Here is a 21,652-nt window from a genome sequence, read left to right as displayed (position 1 = left end):
AAAGGCAAGGGCGCTAAGATCGCCGCAGGACAACGACGAGGGGAGGAAGCCCATGCGGCGCGCGCTGCCGAAGGCCGGTCGGGACTGGCCGGCCGTGAAGGCCGAGATGCTGGGCTATGCCGCGGGCGACGTGCGCTGGCGGGAGGGCAAGACCGCCGTCTACGTGTTCAACGCCGGCGCCGACGTGGAGCAGGTGCAGAAGGAGGCCTACGTCCTCTTCATGAGCGAGAACGGCCTGGGTCCCGCCGCCTTCCCGAGCCTGAAGCGGATGGAGGAAGAGGTCGTGGGCTTTGGCCTGGAGCTGTTCCACGCGCCCGAGGACGCCCGGGGGACGATCACCTCCGGCGGCACCGACTCCATCACCATGGCCGTGAAGGCCGCCCGCGACTTCGCCCGCAAGCGTAAAGGGGTCGCGGGCCCGCTGAACATCGTCCTGCCGCGCTCGGCCCACCCCGCCTTCGACAAGGCCTGCGCGCTCATGGAGATCGAGGTCCGGCGGACGCCGCTCAGGGACTACCTCGCCGACCCCGCCGCCATGGCGGCGGCGGCCGACGCCGCCACGGTGATGATCGTGGGCTCGGCGCCCAACTTCCCCTACGGCCTGATCGACCCGATCGGAGCGCTCTCGGAGCTGGCCGTGGCGCGGGACCTGTGGCTGCACGTGGACGCCTGCGTCGGCGGCTACATGGCGCCGTTCGTGCGCATGGACGGGGCGGACATCCCGCCCTTCGACTTCGAGCTGCCGGGCGTGCGCTCCATCTCGGCGGACCTGCACAAGTACGGCTACTGCGCCAAGGGCGCCTCCACGGTCTTCTTCCGCTCGGGCGAGCTGCACGAACTGATGGTGTTCGACGTCCGCGACTGGCCTGGCGGGCGGATGGTGACGCCGACGCTGGCCGGCACCCGTCCCGGCGGCGCCATCGCCGCGGCCTGGGCGGTGATGAACTTCCTCGGCGAGGCGGGCTACCGTCGAAAGCACGCCCTGGTGACCGAGGCGCGGGAGCGGATCGCAGCCGGCGTCGAGGCGCTGGGGTTCACCGTGCTGGGCCGGCCGCAGCTCGGCATCCTGGCCTTCACCCGCGCCGATGTGGACTGTGTGGCCCTGTGGGCCAAGCTGCGCGAGCGTGGCTGGTTCACCGGCGTCACCACCGAGCCCAAGAGCCTCCACCTGATGCTCTCGCCGATCCACGCCGAGGTCGCCGACGCCTATGTCGCGGACCTGAAAAGGGCGCTGGAGGGCTCGCCGGCCGGGGCCGGCGTCGAGGCGCGCTATTCCTAGGTGAGCAGGGCGCGGGTGACGGCGTCGAGCACCAGCCGGCCGGCCGGCGTAGCGCGCAGACGTTGCGGATCGTCGGCGAGCAGGCCGAGTTCCACGAGCTCGCCGACCTTGGGCGCCGGCAGGTCGAGGGCGGCGATCTCGTCGCGGTCGACGCCCTCGGCGATGCGCAGGCCAGACAGCACCCGCTCCTCGGCGGCGTCCAGGGCGCTCAGCGTCTCGCGGCTGTCGAAGCCGAAGCCGGTCTCCGCCACGCGGGCGATGTAGTCGGCGGGCCTCGCGGCGGCGACCGTCGCCTCCCGGCCGGCCGGCCCGCGAATCCGGCCATGCGCCCCGGGACCCGCGCCCACATAGTCGTGGCCGCGCCAGTAGACGAGGTTGTGCCGCGAGCGTGCCGCCTCGCCGCGGGCGTGGTTGGAGACCTCGTAGGCCTCGAACCCCAGGGCCTCCAGGGTCGTCTGGGTGAGGTCGAAAAGCCGGGCGCCCGTCTCGGCGTCCACCGGCGCGATCCGACCCCGCCGGACGGCGCGGTCGAAGGCCGTGCCGGTCTCGATGGTGAGCTGGTAGGGCGAGACGTGCTCGGGGCCGAGGTCGACGGCGCGCGTGAGTTCAGCCGCCCAGGCCTCCGGCGTCTGGCCCGGGCGGGCGTAGATGAGGTCGACCGACAGCCGCGGGAAGGCCCTGGCCGCCGTCTGCGCCGCACGGATCGCCTGGGCGGCGTCGTGGTTGCGGCCGAGGAAGGCCAGCGCCTCGTCGTGCAGCGACTGCAGGCCCAGCGACAGGCGGTTCACCCCGGCGTCGGCGAAGGCGGCGAAGCGCGAAGCCTCGGCGTCGGTCGGATTGGCCTCCAGCGAGACCTCCAGGTCAGGCGCGGGGCTCCAGAGCCGGGTCGCCGCGGCGACGATCTCCGCCGCCCAGGCCGGATCCATCAGCGAGGGCGTACCGCCGCCGAAGAAGACCGAGGTGAGCGTCCGCGGGCCGGTCAGCGCCCGCTGCGCCTCGAGGTCGGCGACGATGGCCCGGGCGAGCGCGGCCTGCTCGTCGGTGCGCCCCCGGTCCTTGAACACGTTGAAGTCGCAGTAGGGGCAGATGCGCGCGCAGTAAGGCCAGTGGACGTAGACGCCCAGCGGCGCGAGGTCGCTCACAAGAGCGCCGCCTTCAGCTTGGCGAAGGCCCGGGCGCGGTGGCTCATGCCGTCCTTCTCCGCCGGCGCCATCTCGCCGAACGTCCGGTCGTGGCCCTGCGGCATGAAGATCGGGTCGTAACCGAAGCCGCGGTCGCCGCGCGGCGGGAAGACCAGGGTCCCGTCCACCCGACCCTCCACGACCACGGCCGGTCCGTTCGGCCAGGCGACCGCGAGCGCGCAGGTGAACCAGGCGGAGGCGTCCTCCGCGCCGGCCTCCTCCAGCCTCTCCTCGACCTTGCGCATGGCCAGCGTGAAGTCCTTGCCCGGCCCGGCCCAGCGGGCGGAGTAGATCCCCGGCTGACCCTCCAGCGCCGTCACCGACAGACCGGAGTCGTCGGCCAGCGCCACGAAGCCGCTCGCGTCGGCCGCGGCGCGGGCCTTCAGGAGCGCATTGCCGACGAAGGTCGTCTCGGTCTCGTCCGGCTCCGGCAGGCCAAGCTCGCCGGCGGTCAACAGCTCGAAGCGGTTGTCGAGGATCTCGGCCAGTTCGCGAGCCTTGCCGGGGTTGTGGGTGGCCACCACCAGTCTCGCGCCGGGCTCCAGCTTCAGGGCCATGCGTGTGTGCTCCAAGAGAGTTCGGCCGCGGACCATAGCGCCGGCCAGGCCTGTTGCATTGCAAAAGTTTAATATCGTTACTCGATATTCATTTGATCGAGAAACGATGCGGCCATATCGTTATTCAGATCGGGACGGACAACCCGCCCCACCCACCGCTGCACTGCAGCACAAACTGGAGATATGAGATGTCGGCTTCGATGATGTTCCTGGACCGTGTCGCCCTGACCTTCTTCGTGGCGCTCGCGGCCACCCCTCTGCTGGCGGTCGCCGCCGGCGTCGCGATCTAATAGGCTCCGCCCAGATGGGGTTCGCCCGACCCGCTCCGGCCCGGCACAAGGGCCGGACGGGCTTCGGCGGAGGAGGGGTGAAGATGCGCGCGCTTGGTCCTGGATCGGTTTCCAGCTTCCTGAAGATCATCCTCGACGTGGTGTTCGTCGCGCTCTGGATCACCCTGGGCGCCGTGACCCTGGCCCTGCTGGCCGCCCTGCTGTTCAGCTTCAATCCCAGCCTGCTGCTCTCCTCGATCCGCTCGCCCGACGCGGCCGAGCTCGTGGCCCGCGGCCCGCTGTTCGCCGGCATGCTGTTCGCCTTCGGCCTCTCCGTGGCCGGCGTGCTGGTCATCGTCCATTCCCTGCGCCGGATCTTCGTGACCCTCACGGCCGGCGATCCCTTCCACCCCGACAACGTCGGGCGCCTTCGCCTGATCGGCGTGATGCTGGCCGCCCTGGAGCTTGGCCGCTACGCCGTCTGGGGCATCTCCTCCTGGGCGCCGCTGGTCGACCGGGTGGAGCCCAACTTCAGCCTGACCGCCTGGTTTTCCGTCCTGGTGGTCTTCGTGCTGGCCGAGGTGTTCCGCGAGGGCGCGCGCCTGCGCCGTGAAGCCGAGCTGACGATCTGATGCCCATCCGCGTGCACCTGGACCGCGTGCTCCTCGAGCGGCGCATGTCCCTGACCGAGCTCGCCGACCGCGTCGGCGTGACCATCGCCAATCTGTCGATCCTCAAGACCGGCAAGGCCCGCGCCGTGCGCTTCTCGACGCTGGCGGCGCTCTGCCGGGAGCTGGACTGCCAGCCAGGCGACCTGCTGCTTTACGAGGCCGGTCCTGACGACGCCCCGCCCGACGAGGACGAGGGATAGCCCGCGAGTATGTTGCAGCGCACACGGAAGGCTGCGCCATAGTGACGCCAGCGGCGCGCTCGGCGACAGAATTCCTTGAACGGTGAAATCAGCGCTCTTATATGCACTGCAGCAATGCACCTCCCCGCATTGCAGCAGAGGAGTGTCGACCCATGTGGGCGAAGATCGAACGCTTCCTGGACGCCATGTTCGCGCCGCTGGCGCGCGAACTCGGCCGGCTCCCGCCGCAGGCGGTGCGCGGCCTGTTCGGCGGCTTCTAAGGACGAAACGGGATGTGCGGGCGGCTTTCTAGCCGCCCGTCGCCTGCCTCTGCATCACCACCAGCTCGCCGATCCCCTTGCGGGCGAGGCTGAACAGCGCCTCGAACTCGGCCTCCGAGAAGCCGCGCTTCTCGCCGGTGGCCTGGATCTCCACGATGTCGCCGTTGCCGGTCAGCACGAAGTTGGCGTCGGCCTCCGCCGTGGAGTCCTCCTCGTAGTCGAGGTCGAGCACCGGCGTGCCGGAGAACACCCCGCAGCTGATCGCCGCCACCTGGTCGAGGATGGGGTCCGTCGTGATCAGCCCCTCGTCCAGCAGGTAGCGGGTCGCCATCCGGAGCGCGACCCAGGCGCCGGTGATCGCCGCCGTGCGCGTGCCCCCGTCGGCCTGGACCACGTCGCAGTCGAGGGTGATCTGGCGCTCGCCCAGCGCCTTCATGTCCACCACCGCGCGCATGGAGCGGCCGATCAGGCGCTGGATCTCCTGGGTCCGGCCCGACTGCTTGCCCTGGGCCGCCTCGCGCCGGCCGCGGGTGTGGGTGGCGCGGGGCAGCATGCCGTACTCCGCCGTCACCCAGCCCTGGCCGCGCCCGCGCAGGAAAGGCGGCACGCCCTCCTCCAGGCTGGCGGTCACCAGCACCTTGGTGTGGCCGAAGCTCGCGAGGCAGGAACCCTCGGCATAGCGGTTCACGCCCGTTTCCAGCGTCACGGGACGAAGCAGGTCGGGGGCGCGCTCGGACGGACGCATGGTCGGGGAACTCCTTGGAGCCGTCCGGCGTCTTGCGCGGACGGAGGCCGCGCTTATCCTAGATCAGATAGGTCCAGTCCATGGGCGCAGTCAGAGCACAGCCGCAAGCCGACGTGACCAGTCCCTTCCTCGCCCGCGGGCCCTCGCTGGCCGAACTCGACGAGCGCGCGCGGGACATCTTCCGTCGCATCGTGGAAAGCTACCTCGAGACCGGCGAGCCCGTCGGCTCCCGCACCCTGTCGAAGAGCGGCATCACCCTTTCCCCGGCCTCGATCCGCAACACCATGCAGGACCTGACCCAGCTCGGCCTGCTGGGCGCGCCGCACGTCAGCGCCGGCCGGCTGCCGACCCACGCGGGCCTGCGGCTGTTCGTGGACGGCCTGCTGGAGGTGGGCGACGTTGGCGAGGAGGAGCGCCGCTCCATCGAGGCCCGGCTGCGCGCCCACGGCCGCAACTTCGAGGACGCGCTGAACGAGGCCTCGGCCATCCTCTCCGGCCTGGCCGGCGGGGCGGGCGTGGTGGTCACCCCGATCCGCGACGCGGGCGTCAAGCACGTGGAGTTCGTCTCGCTCGGCGTCGAGCGGACGCTGGCGATCATGGTCTTCGAGGACGGCACGGTGGAGAACCGGCTGATCCGCCTGCCGGCCGGGGTAACGCCCTCGGCGCTCACCGAGGCCGCCAACTTCCTGAACGCCCGCCTGCGCGGCCGCACGCTCATGGAGGCCAAGGCCGACCTGCGCCAGGACCTCGAGCGCGCCCGCCGCGAACTGGACGAGACCGCCGCGCGGCTGGTGGAGGACGGGCTGGCCGCCTGGGGCGGGGGCGACGACGACGAGCGGGCCCTGATCGTCCGCGGCCGGGCCAACCTGCTGGAGACGCGCGAGGCGGCCGAGGACCTGGAGCGCGTCCGCTCGCTGTTCGAGGACCTGGAGCACAAGGAGCAGCTCATCCAGCTCCTCGACGGGGTGCGGGACGGCCAGGGCGTGCGCATCTTCATCGGCGCGGAGACGCGGCTGTTCTCGCTTTCGGGTTCCGCCGTGATCGCCGCGCCCTATATGACGGGATCGCAGCGGGTGCTGGGCGCGATCGGCGTGATCGGGCCGGCCCGGCTGAACTATGCCCGGGTCATTCCGTTGGTGGACTACACCGCCCGCGTGCTTGGCCAGGTGATGAACGCGTAAGAGAGAGCAGTCAGACAGACATGTCCGAAGACAAGACGCCCGCCGAAGAAGCGGAAGCGCTCGCGGCCGATGCGGCGGTGGACCAGATCGAAGCCCTGAAGGCCGAGGCCGCCGCCCTCAAGGAGCAGGTGCTCCGCTACGCCGCCGACATGGAGAACACCCGCCGGCGCGCCGAGCGCGAGGCCAACGACGCCCGCGCCTACGCGATCCAGAAGTTCGCCAAGGACCTGCTGGCCGCCGCCGACTACCTGGCCATGGCCACCAACCATGCGCCGGCCGACCACGCCGACAGCGTGGTGAAGAACTTCGTCGTCGGCGTGCAGATGACCGAGAAGGAGCTGCAGGCCGCCTTTGAGCGCAACGGGCTGAAGAAGATCGACCCGAACAAGGGCGACCGCTTCGACCCGCACAAGCACCAGGCCATGGCCGAGCAGCCGGCGGAGGCCGGCGTCGCGCCGGGCGCCATCCTGCAGGTGATGCAGCCGGGCTACGAGCTTCTCGGCCGTCTCGTGCGCCCGGCCACCGTGGTGGTCGCCGCCAAGGGCGCGGCCGCGGGGCCGACCGGCGACGGCGGCGCCAATCCCTACGCGGCCAACGACGAGGGCCAGGGCGGCGGCGGGTCGGTGGATACGCGGGCCTGATCCCTCCCCATCAAGGGAGGGAGGATTTCGCGGCGCCCTCCAAAAGACCCGCTCGGACCCGTGCCGGCCCTCTTCCCCGGCCCACGAAAATGACTAATGTCGCAGGTCCCTTCCTGTCGGGGGCGCCGGGCGAGATTCGCCCGGGCGCAATGAGGTCCGGGACTAAGGCATGAAGCTGACGATCGAGCGGGCGGCGCTCCTGAAGGCGCTGGGGCACGTGCAGAGCGCCGTGGAACGGCGCAACACCATCCCCATCCTGTCGAACGTGCTGCTGTCGGCCGAGCGGGACCGGCTGACCTTCTCGGCCACCGACCTCGACATGGAGATCATCGACGAGGCCATGGCCCAGGTGGACCAGCCCGGCCAGATCACCGCGCCCGCCCACACCCTCTACGAGATCGTCCGCAAGCTGCCCGAGGGCGCCGACGTCTCGCTGTCGTTCACCGGCGAGGATCCCCGCCTGACGGTGGCTGCCGGCCGCTCGCGCTTCAATCTGCCGGTCCTGCCGGCCGGCGACTTCCCGGTGATGTCGTCGGAAGGCCTCGCCGGCCAGGTCACCGTCGACGTCACCGACCTGATCCGCCTGATCGACAAGACCCGCTTCGCCATCTCGGCGGAGGAAACCCGCTACTACCTGAACGGCCTCTACCTCCACACCGTCTCCGAGGGCGGCGCGCTCAAGCTGCGCGCGGTGGCCACCGACGGCTCGCGCCTGGCGCTGGCCGAGATGCCGGCGCCCGAAGGCGCGGCGGGGCTCCCCGGCGTCATCGTCCCGCGCAAGACGGTCGGCGAGGCGCGCCGGCTGCTCGACGACGCCGGCGAGAACGTGGAGCTGCAGATCAGCCCGCAGAAGGTCCGCTTCGAGCTGAACGGCGCGGCCCTGACCTCGAAGGTCATCGACGGCAACTTCCCCGACTACGGGCGGGTCATCCCCAAGGACAACAACCGCACGGTCATGGTCGACGCCAAGCTGTTCGCGCAGGCCGTCGACCGCGTGGCGACCATCTCCGCCGAGAAGAGCCGCTCCGTGCGCATGGCCATCGAGCCGGGCCGGGTGGTGCTGACCGTCCGCAACATGGAAGCCGGCCAGGCGGTCGAGGAGCTGGAGATCGAGTACGACGGCGAGCCGTTCGAGCTCTCGTTCAACGCCCGCTACCTGCTGGACATCACCGACCAGATCTCCGGCGAGGCGGCCGAGCTGCGCTTCGGGGGCCCCAACGACCCGGCCCTGGTCCTCGACCCGGCCGACCCGGACGTCCAGTACATCCTGATGCCGCTTCGGGTCTGACGCCGCCCCGGGGTCGACATCGATCAGGGCGCCTTGCGGTAGGTGAAGTCGAAGCTCGGCCCCCAGGTCCGGCCCTCGTCGCGGCTCTCCTCGCCGAGCTGGCGGACCGAGCCGTCCGCGCCCTTGGTGTAGGTCATCCGCACGGTCCGCGGCCGCCCGTCGGGCCAGTCGCCGGTCAGCACCATGGCCTGGCCGGTCCAGCCGCCGCGGAACTCCACCCACTCGCCGTCCTTGCCGGCCCAGGCCTGGCGCCATCCGCGGTCGGCGGGGACATAGGCGCTGAGGCTGCCGCCCCCGGCGCCGTTCCGGGGCCGCCAGGTCTCGCGGATCGCGCAGCCGTCGTAGAGCCGCTCGATCAGGCTCTCGGCGACCACGCGGTCCTGGCCGGTGGGCGTCACCCGCCAGCGCCCGACCCAGAAATCGAACTGCCCGCGCTCGGGCGTGGCGCAGGCGCCCTGCGCGAACGCGGCGGCCGGCGAGGCGAGCAGCGCGCCGGCGAGGAGGATCCTGATCATGAGGCGGAGGCTAGGCCGCGGCCCAGCCGGTCGCCATCACCCTGCGGCGAGCGCGCCTGCGCCCGCGACCGGCGTCAGTGGCCGTGCGAGCCCTCGTAGACGCCGGGGGCCAGGCGCTCGTCCTCCGGGCCTTCGGAGCCCTGGGCCAGGACGAAGCGGCGGTCGCAGTAGGGGCACTCCACGAAGGTGGCCTCGCCCATCTCCAGATAGACGCGCGGATGGCCGAGCGCGCCGCCGACGCCGTCACAGGCCACGCGGCCCGAGCGCACGGTGATCACCTCGGGCGCGGGCAGGTCGGGCGTCAGCGCCGGGCGGGCCGGCGCGGGCTCGGGACGGGACTGGGCCTCGGCGCCCTTGTTGCGGACTCGGCGAGCCATAGCGGGACCTCTCATTGCCGCGACCGCGGCGCGCGCCTAGGTATCGGACCACGGCTTTCGCCGTCAATCGAATGGACGGGCATGGACCTCCCCAAGTACGCGATCGAGGCAAAGGGCCTCATCAAGACCTACGCGGCGACCAAGACCACGCCGGAGATGAGGGCGCTGAAGGGGATCGACCTGGCGATCCCGCGCGGCTCGATCTTCGGCCTGCTGGGGCCGAACGGGGCGGGGAAGTCCACCTTCATCAACATCCTGGCCGGCCTGACGAAGAAGACCTCCGGCACGGTCAGCATCTGGGGCCGCGACATCGACGAGCGGCCGAGGGACGCCCGCGCGGCGATCGGCGTCGTCCCTCAGGAGATCGCCGCCGACCCCTTCTTCACCCCGCGCGAGGCGCTGGAGGTGGCCGCCGGCATGTACGCCGTTCCGCCGAAGGAGCGCCGCACCACCGAGCTGCTCACCGCGCTCGGCCTCGCCGACAAGGAGAAGGCCTACGTCCGCCAGCTCTCCGGCGGGATGAAGCGCCGGCTGATGGTCGCCAAGGCCATGGTCCACAACCCGCCGGTGCTGATCCTCGACGAGCCCACCGCCGGCGTCGACGTGGAGCTCCGCCGGCAGCTCTGGAACTATGTGGTCGAGCTGAACCGCAAGGGGGTGACCATCGTGCTCACCACCCACTACCTCGAGGAAGCCGAGGAGCTCTGCGACGAGATCGCCATCATCAACCGCGGCCAGGTGGTGGCCTGTGAGCCGACCCCGCGGCTGCTGGCGCGCATGGACACGCGCAAGGTGCTGGTTACGCCGGTCGAGCCGCTGACCGACGCGCCGGCGCTCCCCGGCTTCGAGACCCATCCCACCAAGGCGGGCGGTTTCTCGGTGAGCTACCGCACCGGCCAGTCCAGCGTGGAGCAGGTGCTGGCCGCCGTCCGCGCCGCGGGCCTGCACATCAAGGACATCTCCACCGAGGACCCCGACCTGGAGGACGTGTTCGTCAGCCTCACCTACGCCGCTGAACAGGCGGCGGAGATTTAGGAAGAGGCCTGCTACCCCGTCACATCGCGGATATCCGGCCACCGGTACGCCACTTCCCAGAGCAGCGTCCCGCCCGGGCCGGGCTCCCGCCGCGCCGGCTCAGCGACGCCGCCCAGGTGCTCGTAGAAGCCGCGGGCGTGGAAGTTCTCCCGCAGCACCGAGATCAGCAGCGAGCGGGCACCCTGTTCGCGCAGCGCCCGCGCCGTCCGGGTAAGCAGCTCGCGGCCGACGCCGCGGCCCTGGGACGGGCGCAGCACATAGAGCACGGCGATTTCCGCCTCCCCCTCGATCCCGCGCCGCGACGGCCCGCCCGAGGCGTAGCCCACCAGGCCGAAGCGGTCGGCGGCGGCCAGCGTCAGCGGCCCGTCCGGCCGGGTCAGGTCGCGGCGGAACCGGCGGGCGAACCCCGGCTCGCTCATCCGCGCCAGGAAGGCGTCGGGCAGCAGGCCCCTGTAGGTCTCGCGCCAGCTCGCGACATGGACGTGGGCCAGCGCCTCCGCGTCGGCCGGGCCGGGCGGGAAGATCAGGGCGGCGGACGCTCCACGGGCCTGCGTCATCCATCCACAGCTTGGGACCAAGGGGCGCACGGTCAAGGGCTCCCGATTAGTGATTCGTTAAGCTAGCGTCCCCCGTTCCATGAACGCACCCGCGCCAATCGCCCAGATGCCGGCAACGCCCGATCCCGCCGCCGGCGCCTCGCCGGTCATGGCGCAGTTCTTCGAGGCCAAGGCCCGCCAGCCGGACGCCCTCGTGTTCTTCCGCATGGGCGACTTCTACGAGCTGTTCTTCGAGGACGCCCAGAAGGCGGCCGCCGCCCTGGGCATCACGTTGACGGCCCGCGGCCAGCACGCCGGCGCCCCCATCCCCATGGCCGGGGTCCCGGCCCACGCCATGGAGGCCTATCTCGCCAAGCTGGTCCGCGCCGGATTCAAGGTGGCGCTCTGCGAGCAGATGGAGGATCCCGCCGAGGCGAAGAAGCGGGGCTCCAAGTCGGTGGTGCGCCGCGACGTCGTCCGCGTGGTCACACCCGGCACCCTGACCGAGGACGGCCTGCTGGACGCCCGTGGGGCCAACCGCCTGGCCGCGGTGGCGGTGCGGGCAGGCTCCGCCGCCGTCGCCTCGGTGGAGCTCTCCACCGGCGAGGTCGAGGTGCTGGCGACGGGCGTCTCGGGCCTGGCCTCGGCGCTCGCCGCCCTCGGCCCCTCCGAGATCCTGGTGCCGGACCGCCTGTTCTCCGACGAGGCGGTGAACCAGGCGCTGAAGGCCGCGGGCGGCTTCGTCCAGCCGCTCCCCCAGGCGCTCGCCGAGCCCGCCGCCTCGGAGGCCCGCCTGAAGCGCCTCTATGGCGTAGAGACCCTCGACGGCTTCGGGACCCTGACCGGCGCCGAGGTCTCGGCGCTGGGCCTGATCGCCGCCCACCTGGAGACCACCCAGGCCGGCCGCCTGCCGGCCCTCTCGGCGCCCCGCCGGGCGGGCGAGACCGACGTCATGGCCATCGACCCGGCGACGCGCGCCAGCCTGGAGATCGAAAGGGCCCAGTCCGGCGGCCGCGATGGCTCGCTGCTGTCGGCCATCGACCGCACGGTGACGGCGCCCGGCGCGCGCCTGCTCGCCGCCCGGCTCGCCCGCCCGCTGCTCGACCCCGCCGCCATCGACGCCCGCCTCGACGCGGTGGCCTGGTTCTGCGAGCAGCGCGGCCAGCGCCAGCGCCTGCGCGACCAGCTCAAGGGGCTGGGCGACATGGCCCGCGCGCTCTCCCGCCTGGCGCTCGGACGCGGCGGTCCGCGCGACCTCGGCTGCCTGCGCGACGGCCTGGTGGCCGCGGAAGCCGTCGTCGCCCTCTTCGCCCAGACCCGCGACCCGCTGGTCAATCCGCCGGGCGAGATCGCCGGCGCCCTGGCCGCGCTCAACCCGGACCTGCACGCCGACCTTCTGGCCTTCCGCGACCTGCTCTGCGCCGGCCTCGGCGCGGACCTCCCGGCGCTCGCCCGCGACGGCGGCTTCGTCGCCGCCGGCGTCCGTCCCGAGCTCGACCGGGCCCGCGCCCTGCGCGACGACAGCCGCCGGGTGATCGCCCAGCTGGAGGCCCGCCTCGCCCAAGAGAGCGGCGTGGCGCTCAAGGTCCGCCACAACGCCGTCCTCGGCTATTTCGTGGAGACCACCGCCAAGGCCGCCGAGCCGCTGATGGCCGCGCCGCTGAACGCCACCTTCATCCACCGCCAGACGCTCGCCAACCAGGTCCGCTTCACCACCGTCGAGCTGGCCGAGCTGGACGCGAAGATCGCCCAGGCCGCCGAGCGGGCGCTGGCGATCGAGCTGGAGACCTTCGAGGCCTGGCGCGAGGCGGCCCGCGAGGTCGCGCCCGCGATCCAGGCCGCCGCCGAGGCCGCCGCCCGCCTGGACGTGGCCGCGGCCTGCGCCGAATGGGCCGACGACGTGGGCGCGGTCCGCCCGGTCGTGGACCGCTCCACCGCCTTTGAGGCCGAGGCCGCCCGCCACCCGGTGGTGGAGACCGCCGTCCGCCGGGCCGGCGAGGCCTTCACCCCCAACGACTGCCGCCTCGACGGGGCGGGGGCCGGCGGCCCGCGGCTGTCCATCGTCACCGGCCCGAACATGGCCGGCAAGTCGACCTTCCTGCGCCAGAACGCGCTCCTGGCCGTCCTCGCCCAGGCCGGCTGCTTCGTGCCGGCGAAGCGCCTGCGGCTCGGCGTCGTCGACCGGCTGTTCAGCCGCGTGGGGGCCGGCGACGACCTGGCCCGCGGCCGCTCCACCTTCATGCTGGAGATGGTCGAGACCGCCGCCATCCTCACCCAGGCGACCCCGCGCAGCCTGGTGATCCTCGACGAGATCGGCCGCGGCACGGCCACCTACGACGGCCTGGCCATCGCCTGGGCCTGCGCCGAGGCCCTGCACGAGGTGAACCGCTGCCGGGCGTTGTTCGCCACCCACTACCACGAGCTCGCCGTGCTGGAGGGAAGGCTGGCCTATGTCGCCAACCTCAGCCTGCGCGCCAAGGAATGGAACGGCGACCTGATCTTCCTGCACGAGGCGGGTCCCGGGCCTGCCGACCGCTCCTACGGCGTGCAGGTGGCCAAGCTGGCCGGCGTGCCGCCCGCGGTGGTCGCCCGGGCCAAGGACGTGCTGGAGCGTCTGGAGCGCGAGGCCGGCGCCCCCGCCCACCTCGAGGACCTGCCGCTCTTCGCCGCCGCGGCCGAGGCCTCCTCCGCCGACCGCGCCGGCCCCAGCCCCGTCGAGGAGGCCCTGAAGGCCCTCGACCCCGACGGAATGAGCCCGCGCGAGGCCATGGACGCCCTCTACAAGCTCAAGGGCCTGCTGACCTAGGGCGCGCGCTCCGGATGTTGCGGCAGGCCGTCGTGGAGGCTGACCCACGGCAGTCTGGCGCTGAACCAGATGTGCATCTCCGGGCGCAGGGCGGCGGGGTCGTCGAGGGTGGCGAGCGCGACGCCGAGGCGCGCGGGCGGGTCCTTCGGCGCCGCAAACATCGGCGTGCCGCAGCGGGCGCAGGACAGCCGGTCGAGCCGGTCCGACGAGGGCCAGCGGGTGGTCTCGCCCTCGTGCGCGATATCCTCGGCGAGGAAGATCGCCCGGGCGAAGAACGGCGCCCCGGTCGCCCGCTGGCAGAGCCGGCAGTGGCAGACGCGCACGTTCGCGGGCTCGGCGGTCGCCCGCCAGCTCACCTGCCCGCAGAGGCAGCGCCCGGTGTAGTCCGCCATGGCCGGAATCCCGACGACCTGTGTTCTCCCAGACCTAGCGCGCACGGCGACGCTTGCCTACGTACGCGGTTCGCTTCGGGGGAGGTGAGCATGGGCGCGCTGCATCTGGACACCGCGGTCCGCCGCGACGGCGAGCGCCTGGTGGCCGAGCTGTCGCGGGACTGGGAGATCTGGGGCCCGAACGGCGGCTATGTCTCCGCCGTCGCCCTGCGCGCGGCCGGCGCCGTGGTCCCGGACGGCCACCGGCCGGCGACGCTGAGCGTGCAGTACGTGGGCGTCGGCGGCTTCGGCGAGACCGAGTGCCGGGTGAGCCCGGTGAAGCAGGGGCGCAGCGCCTGGCTGGTCAACGTCGAGCTCGTCCAGGCGGGGAAGGTGTTCCTGCAGGCCCAGGTCTGGACCACCAGCCGCACCGACGGCCCGGTCACGGCAGAGGCGGCGATGCCCGACGCTCCCGGGCACGAGACGCTCCTGACCTACGAGGAGCATGCGCGGCGCCACTACGGCGACCAGGCCCCGCCGCCGCACGTCTTCTGGAGCAACTTCGACGGCAAGCCCCTGAGGTGGCAGCCGTTCGACGGGCCGCGCCAGCCGGGTCCCGCCCAGCTCTCGGAGTGGTTCCGCTTCCGCGGATTCGAGCCGGGAGCGGACCCTTTCCTGGACTTCGGCCGGGCGGTGATCCTGCTCGACACCCTGATCTGGCCGACCCACCACCGCGGGCTGCCCGAGGCGCCGGACTACATCGCCCCGAGCCTCGACCTGACGGTGTGGTTCCACGACCCGCCGGGGGCGGCCGAGTGGCTGCTGGTGGACGGCGTCGCCGACACCGCCCGGGCGGGCCTGATCCACGGCCACAGCCGGCTGTGGGCCGAGGACGGGCGGCTGGTGGCCACCGGCGGCTCCAACCTGCTGCATACCCCGAGGCGTTAGCCCTGGGCGCAGACCTCGCCCAGCTCGCTGGCCAGATGGTCGAACATCAGGCGCATGCGACGGCTGCCCTTCAGGTTCTCGTGCATGCAGATCCACACGTCGAGCTTGAACTGGAAGGTTCCGGGCAGGACCTGGACCAAGCCGTTGCGGCGGGCGATCTGGTGCTGGCAGACCCCGATGCCGAAGCCGGCCTTCAGCGCGGCGAGCTGGGCGGCGTCGTTGTCGGTGCGCAGGGCGAAGAGGTCGCGGGTGATCGGCCGGCCGATGTCGATGCCGCCGGGCACCGAGGGCGGACGGCTGTCGTAGCCGATCAGGGTGTGGCTCCCGAGGTCGTCGAGGCTGGACGGCGTCCCGGCCAGGGCGACGTAGTCGGGCGTGGCGTAGAAGCCGAAGGCCACCTCCCCGACCTTGCGGGCCACGAGGTTGTTCTGGGTCGGGCGGGCCATGCGCACGGCGATGTCGGCGTCGCGCCGCGAGAGGTCCTCGTTGCGGTTGGAGGTCACCAGCTCCACGTCGATCGCCGGATGGGCCCGGCGGAAGCGGGCGAGCACCACCGGCAGCACCTCGATGCCCATGATCTCCGAGGCGGTGACGCGGACCACGCCGCCCGTGCTGTCGGCCGCACCCGATGCGTCGCGCATGGCCGCGCCGGCGGCGGCGGCCATGTCGGCCAGGTGCGGCTTGAGCGAAAGCGCCAGGTCGGTGGGCTGGATGCCGCGCGGGCTGCGTAGGAACAGGGGCGCGCCGAGCTGGCGCTCCAGCTGGTCGATGTGGCGGCCGAGCGTCGGCTGGGTCAGCCGCCGGGACTTGGCCGCCGCCGACAGGCTGCCGGCCTCCAGTACGGCGTGCAGGCTCTGCAGAAGGTCCCAGTCGGCGTAGGAGGCCATGCGGACATGCATAGCGCATCTCCCGCCGCCGCGCGAAGCGGATGCCCGGGCGAGCTGCGCAAGAAAATTGCTGCAACCGCACCGCTAATGCGGCGACGCAGCACTAGACGTGCGCGCATCCGCAGACCTACATGGCCGCCATGCCCGGCAAGACCCTTTACGACAAGATCTGGGACGCCCACGTCGTCGACCAAGCGGACGGCGAGGAGGCGATCCTCTACATCGACCTGCACCTGATCCACGAGGTGACCACGCCGCAGGCCTTCGCCGGCCTCCGCGCGGAGGGCCGCAAGGTGCGCCGCCCCGACCGCACGCTCGCCGTCGCCGACCACAATGTGCCGACCGAGAACCAGGAGCTGGGGGTCGGCGCGGTGGCCGACGAGGAGGCCCGCCTGCAGCTGCAGACCCTGGCCCGCAACGTCGCCGACAACGGCATCGAGTTCTTCCCGATGGGCGACATCCGCAACGGCATCGTCCACGTGGTCGGTCCCGAGCAGGGCCGCACCCAGCCGGGCATGACCATCGTCTGCGGCGACAGCCACACCTCCACCCACGGGGCGTTCGGGGCGCTGGCCCACGGCATCGGCACGTCCGAGGTGGAGCATGTGCTGGCCACCCAGACGCTGCGCCAGAAGAAGGCGAAGAACTTCCGCGTCCGCATCGAGGGCGAGCCGGCCCCCGGGGTCGGCGCCAAGGACTTCGCCCTGGCGGTGATCGGCGAGATCGGCACCGCCGGCGGCACCGGCTACGTCATCGAATATGCGGGCTCCGCGGTCCGCGGCCTCTCCATGGAAGGCCGCATGACGCTCTGCAACCTGACCATCGAGGCCGGCGCCCGGGCGGGCCTGGTGGCGCCGGACCAGACGACCTTCGACTACATGAAGGGCCGCCCGGCCGCGCCCAAGGGCGGCGCCTGGGAGATGGCCCTGGAGTACTGGAAGACCTTCTTCACCGACGAGGACGCCGTCTTCGACCGGGAGATCGTGCTCGACGCCGCGAAGATCGCGCCCCTGGTCACCTGGGGCACCAGTCCCGAGGACGTGATCGCGGTGACCGACCGCGCGCCGGACCCGGCGTCCTTCCCGACCCCCGACAAGCGCGCCGCGGCCGAGCGGGCGCTGGCCTACATGGGGCTCACGGCCGGCCAGCCGATCACCGAGGCGAAGGTCGACGTGGTGTTCATCGGCTCGTGCACCAACAGCCGCATCGAGGACCTGCGGGCCGCCGCCCAGGTGGTGCAGCACGCCTTCGTCCACGGCCGCCTCGTGGCGCCGCATGTGCGCGCCATGGTGGTGCCGGGCTCCGGGCTGGTGAAGGAACAGGCCGAGGCCGAGGGGCTGGACGCGATCTTCAAGGCCGCCGGCTTCGAGTGGCGCGAGCCGGGCTGCTCCATGTGCCTGGGCATGAACCCCGACCGCCTGCAGCCGGGCGAGCGCTGCGCGTCCACCTCCAACCGCAACTTCGAGGGCCGCCAGGGCCGCGGCGGGCGCACCCACCTGATGAGCCCGCCCATGGCCGCGGCCGCCGCCATCGCCGGCCACATCGCCGACGTGCGGGACTTCCTCGGGTGATCACCGGCCTCGACCACGTCGCCGTCGCCGTCCGCGACTTCGACGCCGCGGTCGACGGCTATCGCCGGCTGTTCGCGCGCGAGCCGGAGCTGAGCGGCCGGCGCGCCGCGTTCCGCTTCCCGAACGCCGACCTGCAGGTCACGCCCGGTGAGGACGAGGGCCTGTCGGCGCTCGCCTTCCGGGTCGAGGACCTCGCGGAGGCGACCCGGCTGCTCGCCCGGCGGGGCCTCGACGTCACGCCCGGCGACGGCGAGACCGTGGTGCGGGCCGCCGGCCTGACTTTTCGGCTGGGCGAGGCGGCCGGCAGTCCCCCGTCCCCCGCCACCGCCGAGGGACCGGTCGACGCCCTCGACCATGTGGTCGTCCACACGGCCAACCCCGACCGGGCGCTCGCCGTGTTCGGCGCCAAGCTCGGCCTGGACCTGCGGCTCGACCGCGAGAACGCCCAGTGGGGCGCGCGCCAGCTGTTCTTCCGCTGCGGCGGGGCGGTGGTGGAGGTGGGCGCCAGCCTGAAGGCGCCGGTCTCCGACGCCCCCGACCGGTTCGGCGGCCTCGCCTGGCGGGTGGGCGACCCCGCGGCCGCCCGGGCCCGCATGGCCGCCGCCGGCTTCGACGTCTCGGAGCTGCGCACCGGCCGCAAGCCCGGCACCCAGGTCTTCACCGTCCGCGACGCGCCCGGTGGCGTCCCCACCCTGATGCTGCAACCCAGCCCGCAGGCGGGGGTCGGATGATCGAGGCCCTGATCCTCGCGGCCGCGGTGAAGGCGGTCCCCATGGAGGTGCGCCTGAAGGACGGCGCGACCTGGACGGTCACGGCCGAGCGGACCCACACCGAGCAGCGCGACGGCGCGTCCGCCGGCTGGTCCCTGCGCACCGAGCGCCAGCTCCGCTGGCGAAAGGGCGGGCTCACCGGCAACGACGAGCTGACGATCACGCCGGTGAAGGCCGAGGCGGGCCCCGGCGCCGCGCCGGACCTGGCGGCGGCCCACGCCTTTCCGGGTCCGGTCACGGTGGAGGTGGACTTCCAGCTAAAGCCGATGAGCTTCGTCGATCCCAAGGCCGTGCGGACGATCCAGGCCGGGCTCGAGCCGGAGAGCGCCAAGGGTCCCGCCTGGCGCACGGACGCCGCGGCCATGGCCCGGATCGCGCCCGAGCTCGCCCTGGTGAGCCGCGGCCAGAGCCATCCGCTCGTCCCCGGCAAGCCGCAGACCTACGCCCCCACCCTGCCCGGCCCCGTGGGGCCGGTGAAGGGCCAGGGCGCCTTCATGCTGGAGTCGCACGATCCGCAGGCCGGGCGGGCGGTGATCGTCTGGCGCCAGACCGTCGAGCCCGCCGCCATCCGGGAAAGCGTCGAGCAGGCGCTCGCCATGGCCCGCAAGATCGATCCCACCCGGGCCGAACGGCTCGCCCGGGAGATGCCGGCCTTCACCACCGGGTTCGAGGACACCTGCCGTTACGAGATCGACCTGCCCACCGGGCTGGCGGCCCGCACCGTCTGCGACCTGACCGCCGGCTCCGATACGCACCGCGTGTCGGACCGCTGGGTCATCACCCAATCCCTTCCGGAGCCCCGCTGATGGAAGCCTTCACCCGCCTTGACGCCAAGGCCGCGCCGCTGCCGCTGGCCAACATCGACACCGACCAGATCATCCCCAAGCAGTTCCTCAAGACCGTGGAGCGCGAGGGGCTGGCGAAGGGCCTGTTCTACGACTTCCGCTTCGACGAGCAGGGCCGCGAGAAGCCGGACTTCGTGCTGAACCGGCCGGAGTACCGGGGCGCGGGCGTGCTGGTCACCGGCGACAACTTCGGCTGCGGCTCGAGCCGCGAGCACGCGCCCTGGGCGCTGATGGACTTCGGGATCCGCTGCGTGGTCTCCACCAGCTTCGCGGACATCTTCTACAACAACTGCTTCCAGAACGGCCTCTTGCCCGTGGTGCTGAAGGCCGACGAGGTGCAGCAGCTGATGGACGAGGCGCGCGGCGGCAATCACGTGGTCAGCGTCGACCTGGAGACCCAGACGGTCACCTCGCCGTCGGGCGCCAGCTTCCGCTTCGAGATCGACCCGCAGCGCAAGGAGAAGATGCTGAAGGGCCTCGATGCGATCGGCGAGACCCTGCAGAAGGCGGACGCCATCGACCTCTTCGAGATGAAGCGGGCGCTCGCCCAGCCCTGGACGGAGGACGCGTGACCGTCCTGATCGCAGGTACGTTCCGCCTGCCGCCGGAGGCCGTGGAGCGGTTCCGGCCGCACATGGAGACCATGCTGGCGAAGAGCCGGGCCGAGGACGGCTGCCTCACCTATTCCTATGCCTTCGACGTGCTGGAGCCCGGCTTGGTGCGGGTGTTCGAGGCCTGGCGCGACCAGGCGGCGCTGGACGCCCACTTCGCGACCGCCCACCTGGCCGAATGGCGGGCGGCCGGCGTCGGGCACGGGGTCTCCGACCGCAGGCTCAGCATCTACGATGTCGCCGCCGAGCGTCCCCTCTGACGGGAACGCCCGGCGGCGCGCATTCCCGGCCTTAGCGGGGCGGGTCCTCGGTCTTCACCTCGGCGTCCACGCCGCCGCTGGCGGTCGCGCCCGCGGAGGCGCCGGTGGCGTCGCCCGCCTGCGCCCCCACAGAGCCTGCGGCGCTGCCGGACGTGCCGGCGCTCGCGCCCGACGGACTGGCCGTGGCGCCGCCGGTCGCGCCGAGCGCGCCGGAGGCCGCGGCGCCGGAGCTGGCCGCCTCGTCCGCCGCCGAGCCGGCCGCCTGGGTGGCCGTGCCGGCCGCGTCACGCGCCGTCCCCGCGGTTTCCGAAGCCTTGGCCTTCGCCTTGTCCTTGGCGGGCTTGGCCGCGCCGCGGGCGGTGCGGGTAGTGTCCTGGGCGGTGTCCTGGGCGATCCGGGTCGAACCGCGCACCGTGGAGCCGACCGTGCCCGTCACCCCGCTGGTCACGCCGCCGAGGGCTCCCGTCGTGGCGCCGATCTGGCCGCCCACCTGGCCGCCGCCGCCCAGGCTGATCTGGGCCGCCGCAGGCGCAGCCAGCGCCAGACCGCCCGCCATGGCCACGATTGCGGTAAGGGTTCGCGTCATGAGTAATCCTCCGTTCGGCGACCGTCTCCCTTGGTCGCCCAGTGGTCCCCACCGACTGCGCCGCGAGACTTGACCGCCAGTTGGGGCGACAAAACGGCCCCGCCGTGGCCTGAGCGGGGCCGCTTACGCCTTTGCGCGCGGCCGCTCTTCGCCTAGGAGGTCGCCACCGAACCTAAGACCAAGCTCCGGGGGACCGACCGTGACCGACCTGCTTCTCCTGCCCGGCGACGGCATCGGGCCCGAGGTGACGGCCGAGGTCCGCAAGGTGGCCGGAGCGCTCGCGCCGCACCTCTCGCTGGACGAGCGGCCGTTCGGCGGCAAGAGCTACGACCTGTTCGGCGTTCCCCTGACCGACGAGACCCTGGCCGCCGCCCGGGCCGCCCGCGCCGTGCTGATGGGCGCCGTGGGCGGACCGAAGTGGGCCGGCGTCCCGCGCGACAAGCGGCCGGAGGCGGGGCTGCTGGCGCTGCGCGCCGGCATGGGGGTGTTCGCCAACCTGCGCCCCGCCCTGTGTTTCCAGCCGCTGGCCGACGCCTCCTCGTTGAAGCGCGAGGTGGTGGAGGGCCTCGACTTCATGATCGTCCGCGAGCTGACCGGCGGCATCTACTTCGGCGAGCCGCGCTACATCGAGGACCTGCCCGGCGGCGGCAAGCGGGCGGTGGACACCCAGGTCTACACCACTGCGGAGATCGAGCGGGTGGCGCGCGTGGCCTTCGAGCTGGCGCGCGGCCGGCGCAACAAGGTGACCAGCGCCGAGAAGTCCAACGTGATGGATTCCGGCCTGCTCTGGCGCGAGGTGGTCACCGACCTGCACAGGCGCGAGTTCAGCGGCGTCACCCTGGAGCACATCCTGGCCGACAACGCGGCCATGCAGATCGTCAAGAACCCCAAGCAGTTCGACGTCATGGTCACCGACAACCTGTTCGGCGACATCCTCTCGGACGCCGCGGCCCAGCTCACCGGCTCGCTCGGCATGCTGCCGTCGGCGGCGCTCGGCGCGCCGGGGACACCGGGGCTCTACGAGCCGATCCACGGCTCGGCGCCCGACATCACCGGCCAGGGGATCGCCAACCCGCTGGCGGCGATCCTGTCCTTCGAGATGGCCCTGCGCTGGTCCCTGGACCGGGCGGACCTCGCCGACCGGCTGTTCGCCGCGGTGACCCGGGCGCTGGAGGGGGGCGCGCGGACGCCGGACCTTGGCGGTAAGCTGTCCACGGCGGCGATGGGCGACGCGGTGGTCGCGGCCCTCTAGACCGTCGAAG

The 21,652-nt window shown here is 72.5% G+C and carries 24 protein-coding genes; 15 read left to right on the top strand and 9 right to left on the bottom strand.

The window, feature by feature from the left end:
- Positions 1 to 52 precede the first annotated feature (52 nt).
- Positions 53 to 1,279, top strand: coding sequence for a pyridoxal-dependent decarboxylase (locus V7Z97_RS01185; protein ID WP_334160848.1), 1,227 nt, complete (start codon positions 53 to 55; stop codon positions 1,277 to 1,279).
- Here V7Z97_RS01185 and hemW read toward each other — a convergent pair.
- Complete coding sequence (gene hemW / locus V7Z97_RS01180) at positions 1,276 to 2,421, bottom strand: radical SAM family heme chaperone HemW (protein ID WP_334160846.1); 1,146 nt, start codon at positions 2,419 to 2,421, stop codon at positions 1,276 to 1,278. The two genes, V7Z97_RS01185 and hemW, sit on opposite strands and share 4 nt — an antisense overlap.
- Complete coding sequence (gene rdgB / locus V7Z97_RS01175; protein WP_334160845.1) at positions 2,418 to 3,017, bottom strand: RdgB/HAM1 family non-canonical purine NTP pyrophosphatase; 600 nt, start codon at positions 3,015 to 3,017, stop codon at positions 2,418 to 2,420. The genes hemW and rdgB overlap by 4 nt, the downstream gene beginning before the upstream one ends.
- A gap of 373 nt (positions 3,018 to 3,390) precedes the next feature.
- Here rdgB and V7Z97_RS01170 point away from each other — a divergent pair, with 373 nt between their 5' ends.
- Together V7Z97_RS01170 and V7Z97_RS01165 are read left to right on the top strand one after the other, a co-directional pair.
- On the top strand, positions 3,391 to 3,918 hold the full coding sequence (locus V7Z97_RS01170) for a DUF2975 domain-containing protein (protein ID WP_325459237.1): 528 nt from the start codon (positions 3,391 to 3,393) through the stop codon (positions 3,916 to 3,918).
- Positions 3,918 to 4,157 carry a helix-turn-helix domain-containing protein gene (locus V7Z97_RS01165; protein WP_334160843.1) on the top strand — a complete coding sequence of 80 codons (240 nt, stop codon included), beginning with the start codon at positions 3,918 to 3,920 and terminating at the stop codon, positions 4,155 to 4,157. The genes V7Z97_RS01170 and V7Z97_RS01165 overlap by 1 nt, the downstream gene beginning before the upstream one ends.
- 288 nt (positions 4,158 to 4,445) lie before the next feature.
- Here the strand turns inward: V7Z97_RS01165 and rph are convergent, their stop codons facing one another.
- Positions 4,446 to 5,162 carry a ribonuclease PH gene (gene rph / locus V7Z97_RS01160; protein WP_325459239.1) on the bottom strand — a complete coding sequence of 239 codons (717 nt, stop codon included), beginning with the start codon at positions 5,160 to 5,162 and terminating at the stop codon, positions 4,446 to 4,448.
- 80 nt (positions 5,163 to 5,242) lie between these two features.
- Between rph and hrcA the strand changes: the two genes are divergently transcribed.
- The 3 genes from hrcA to dnaN all read left to right on the top strand — a co-directional run bounded on the left by hrcA (position 5,243) and on the right by dnaN (position 8,272).
- Complete coding sequence (gene hrcA, locus V7Z97_RS01155) at positions 5,243 to 6,343, top strand: heat-inducible transcriptional repressor HrcA (protein ID WP_334160841.1); 1,101 nt, start codon at positions 5,243 to 5,245, stop codon at positions 6,341 to 6,343.
- Between the two features lie 20 nt (positions 6,344 to 6,363).
- Positions 6,364 to 6,984 carry a nucleotide exchange factor GrpE gene (gene grpE, locus V7Z97_RS01150; RefSeq protein ID WP_334160840.1) on the top strand — a complete coding sequence of 207 codons (621 nt, stop codon included), beginning with the start codon at positions 6,364 to 6,366 and terminating at the stop codon, positions 6,982 to 6,984.
- Between the two features lie 169 nt (positions 6,985 to 7,153).
- Positions 7,154 to 8,272 (top strand): DNA polymerase III subunit beta, encoded by a 1,119-nt coding sequence (dnaN, locus tag V7Z97_RS01145; RefSeq protein WP_334160838.1) that lies wholly within the window; start codon positions 7,154 to 7,156, stop codon positions 8,270 to 8,272.
- Positions 8,273 to 8,295: 23 nt separating this feature from the next.
- On the opposite strand, the gene V7Z97_RS01140 is transcribed toward dnaN, so the two are convergent.
- A complete protein-coding gene (locus V7Z97_RS01140; protein WP_334160836.1) occupies positions 8,296 to 8,787 on the bottom strand; it encodes a hypothetical protein in 492 nt (163 codons plus the stop codon).
- A gap of 74 nt (positions 8,788 to 8,861) precedes the next feature.
- Positions 8,862 to 9,164 carry a zinc-finger domain-containing protein gene (locus V7Z97_RS01135; protein WP_334160835.1) on the bottom strand — a complete coding sequence of 101 codons (303 nt, stop codon included), beginning with the start codon at positions 9,162 to 9,164 and terminating at the stop codon, positions 8,862 to 8,864.
- 81 nt (positions 9,165 to 9,245) lie between these two features.
- On the opposite strand from V7Z97_RS01135, the gene V7Z97_RS01130 reads away from it, so the two are divergent.
- Complete coding sequence (locus V7Z97_RS01130) at positions 9,246 to 10,199, top strand: ABC transporter ATP-binding protein (protein ID WP_334160834.1); 954 nt, start codon at positions 9,246 to 9,248, stop codon at positions 10,197 to 10,199.
- A gap of 11 nt (positions 10,200 to 10,210) precedes the next feature.
- Here V7Z97_RS01130 and V7Z97_RS01125 read toward each other — a convergent pair whose 3' ends face one another.
- On the bottom strand, positions 10,211 to 10,756 hold the full coding sequence (locus V7Z97_RS01125; RefSeq protein ID WP_334160833.1) for a GNAT family N-acetyltransferase: 546 nt from the start codon (positions 10,754 to 10,756) through the stop codon (positions 10,211 to 10,213).
- A 106-nt stretch (positions 10,757 to 10,862) separates the two neighbouring features.
- Here V7Z97_RS01125 and mutS point away from each other — a divergent pair, with 106 nt between their 5' ends.
- Positions 10,863 to 13,541, top strand: coding sequence for a DNA mismatch repair protein MutS (gene mutS, locus V7Z97_RS01120; RefSeq protein ID WP_334160832.1), 2,679 nt, complete (start codon positions 10,863 to 10,865; stop codon positions 13,539 to 13,541).
- On the opposite strand, the gene V7Z97_RS01115 is transcribed toward mutS, so the two are convergent.
- Positions 13,538 to 13,933, bottom strand: a complete 396-nt coding sequence (locus V7Z97_RS01115) for a GFA family protein (protein ID WP_334160830.1) — start codon at positions 13,931 to 13,933, stop codon at positions 13,538 to 13,540. The genes mutS and V7Z97_RS01115 overlap by 4 nt on opposite strands.
- 90 nt (positions 13,934 to 14,023) lie before the next feature.
- On the opposite strand from V7Z97_RS01115, the gene V7Z97_RS01110 reads away from it, so the two are divergent.
- A complete protein-coding gene (locus V7Z97_RS01110; RefSeq protein ID WP_334160829.1) occupies positions 14,024 to 14,860 on the top strand; it encodes a thioesterase family protein in 837 nt (278 codons plus the stop codon).
- Here the strand turns inward: V7Z97_RS01110 and V7Z97_RS01105 are convergent.
- Positions 14,857 to 15,759: a LysR family transcriptional regulator gene (locus tag V7Z97_RS01105; RefSeq protein ID WP_334160828.1), complete on the bottom strand. Its 903-nt coding sequence runs from the start codon at positions 15,757 to 15,759 to the stop codon at positions 14,857 to 14,859. The two genes, V7Z97_RS01110 and V7Z97_RS01105, sit on opposite strands and share 4 nt — an antisense overlap.
- Before the next feature lie 128 nt (positions 15,760 to 15,887).
- Here V7Z97_RS01105 and leuC point away from each other — a divergent pair, with 128 nt between their 5' ends.
- The 5 genes from leuC to V7Z97_RS01080 are packed head-to-tail and all read left to right on the top strand — an operon-like array spanning position 15,888 to position 19,804.
- A complete protein-coding gene (gene leuC, locus V7Z97_RS01100; RefSeq protein ID WP_334160938.1) occupies positions 15,888 to 17,318 on the top strand; it encodes a 3-isopropylmalate dehydratase large subunit in 1,431 nt (476 codons plus the stop codon).
- A complete protein-coding gene (locus V7Z97_RS01095; RefSeq protein ID WP_334160826.1) occupies positions 17,315 to 18,049 on the top strand; it encodes a VOC family protein in 735 nt (244 codons plus the stop codon). Before leuC ends, V7Z97_RS01095 begins: the two co-directional genes overlap by 4 nt.
- Positions 18,046 to 18,894 carry a hypothetical protein gene (locus V7Z97_RS01090; protein WP_334160825.1) on the top strand — a complete coding sequence of 283 codons (849 nt, stop codon included), beginning with the start codon at positions 18,046 to 18,048 and terminating at the stop codon, positions 18,892 to 18,894. The genes V7Z97_RS01095 and V7Z97_RS01090 overlap by 4 nt, the downstream gene beginning before the upstream one ends.
- Positions 18,894 to 19,505, top strand: coding sequence for a 3-isopropylmalate dehydratase small subunit (gene leuD, locus V7Z97_RS01085; RefSeq protein ID WP_334160823.1), 612 nt, complete (start codon positions 18,894 to 18,896; stop codon positions 19,503 to 19,505). Before V7Z97_RS01090 ends, leuD begins: the two co-directional genes overlap by 1 nt.
- On the top strand, positions 19,502 to 19,804 hold the full coding sequence (locus V7Z97_RS01080; protein ID WP_334160822.1) for a putative quinol monooxygenase: 303 nt from the start codon (positions 19,502 to 19,504) through the stop codon (positions 19,802 to 19,804). The genes leuD and V7Z97_RS01080 overlap by 4 nt, the downstream gene beginning before the upstream one ends.
- A gap of 31 nt (positions 19,805 to 19,835) precedes the next feature.
- On the opposite strand, the gene V7Z97_RS01075 is transcribed toward V7Z97_RS01080, so the two are convergent.
- On the bottom strand, positions 19,836 to 20,390 hold the full coding sequence (locus V7Z97_RS01075) for a hypothetical protein (RefSeq protein WP_334160821.1): 555 nt from the start codon (positions 20,388 to 20,390) through the stop codon (positions 19,836 to 19,838).
- A gap of 199 nt (positions 20,391 to 20,589) precedes the next feature.
- Here V7Z97_RS01075 and leuB point away from each other — a divergent pair, with 199 nt between their 5' ends.
- Positions 20,590 to 21,642 carry a 3-isopropylmalate dehydrogenase gene (leuB, locus tag V7Z97_RS01070; protein ID WP_334160820.1) on the top strand — a complete coding sequence of 351 codons (1,053 nt, stop codon included), beginning with the start codon at positions 20,590 to 20,592 and terminating at the stop codon, positions 21,640 to 21,642.
- Positions 21,643 to 21,652 lie beyond the last annotated feature (10 nt).

Origin of the sequence: Phenylobacterium sp. (assembly GCF_036821595.1) — a bacterium.
Taxonomy (GTDB): Bacteria; Pseudomonadota; Alphaproteobacteria; order Caulobacterales; family Caulobacteraceae; genus Phenylobacterium.
The sequence above is the reverse complement of the archived record's forward strand: the minus strand, read 5'-3'. Positions and strand labels throughout refer to the sequence as shown.

Coding starts and splice junctions, on each gene's coding strand:
- V7Z97_RS01125 (WP_334160833.1), bottom strand. CDS start 10,756: ATGACGCAGGCCCGTGGAGCGTCCGCCGCCCTGATCTTCCCGCCCGGC.
- hrcA (WP_334160841.1), top strand. CDS start 5,243: ATGGGCGCAGTCAGAGCACAGCCGCAAGCCGACGTGACCAGTCCCTTC.
- rdgB (WP_334160845.1), bottom strand. CDS start 3,017: ATGGCCCTGAAGCTGGAGCCCGGCGCGAGACTGGTGGTGGCCACCCAC.
- V7Z97_RS01165 (WP_334160843.1), top strand. CDS start 3,918: ATGCCCATCCGCGTGCACCTGGACCGCGTGCTCCTCGAGCGGCGCATG.
- mutS (WP_334160832.1), top strand. CDS start 10,863: ATGCCGGCAACGCCCGATCCCGCCGCCGGCGCCTCGCCGGTCATGGCG.
- leuD (WP_334160823.1), top strand. CDS start 18,894: ATGGAAGCCTTCACCCGCCTTGACGCCAAGGCCGCGCCGCTGCCGCTG.
- V7Z97_RS01140 (WP_334160836.1), bottom strand. CDS start 8,787: ATGATCAGGATCCTCCTCGCCGGCGCGCTGCTCGCCTCGCCGGCCGCC.
- rph (WP_325459239.1), bottom strand. CDS start 5,162: ATGCGTCCGTCCGAGCGCGCCCCCGACCTGCTTCGTCCCGTGACGCTG.
- V7Z97_RS01075 (WP_334160821.1), bottom strand. CDS start 20,390: ATGACGCGAACCCTTACCGCAATCGTGGCCATGGCGGGCGGTCTGGCG.
- V7Z97_RS01115 (WP_334160830.1), bottom strand. CDS start 13,933: ATGGCGGACTACACCGGGCGCTGCCTCTGCGGGCAGGTGAGCTGGCGG.
- dnaN (WP_334160838.1), top strand. CDS start 7,154: ATGAAGCTGACGATCGAGCGGGCGGCGCTCCTGAAGGCGCTGGGGCAC.
- V7Z97_RS01135 (WP_334160835.1), bottom strand. CDS start 9,164: ATGGCTCGCCGAGTCCGCAACAAGGGCGCCGAGGCCCAGTCCCGTCCC.
- leuC (WP_334160938.1), top strand. CDS start 15,888: ATGCCCGGCAAGACCCTTTACGACAAGATCTGGGACGCCCACGTCGTC.
- V7Z97_RS01090 (WP_334160825.1), top strand. CDS start 18,046: ATGATCGAGGCCCTGATCCTCGCGGCCGCGGTGAAGGCGGTCCCCATG.
- V7Z97_RS01185 (WP_334160848.1), top strand. CDS start 53: ATGCGGCGCGCGCTGCCGAAGGCCGGTCGGGACTGGCCGGCCGTGAAG.
- V7Z97_RS01110 (WP_334160829.1), top strand. CDS start 14,024: ATGGGCGCGCTGCATCTGGACACCGCGGTCCGCCGCGACGGCGAGCGC.
- V7Z97_RS01170 (WP_325459237.1), top strand. CDS start 3,391: ATGCGCGCGCTTGGTCCTGGATCGGTTTCCAGCTTCCTGAAGATCATC.
- V7Z97_RS01105 (WP_334160828.1), bottom strand. CDS start 15,759: ATGCATGTCCGCATGGCCTCCTACGCCGACTGGGACCTTCTGCAGAGC.
- V7Z97_RS01130 (WP_334160834.1), top strand. CDS start 9,246: ATGGACCTCCCCAAGTACGCGATCGAGGCAAAGGGCCTCATCAAGACC.
- grpE (WP_334160840.1), top strand. CDS start 6,364: ATGTCCGAAGACAAGACGCCCGCCGAAGAAGCGGAAGCGCTCGCGGCC.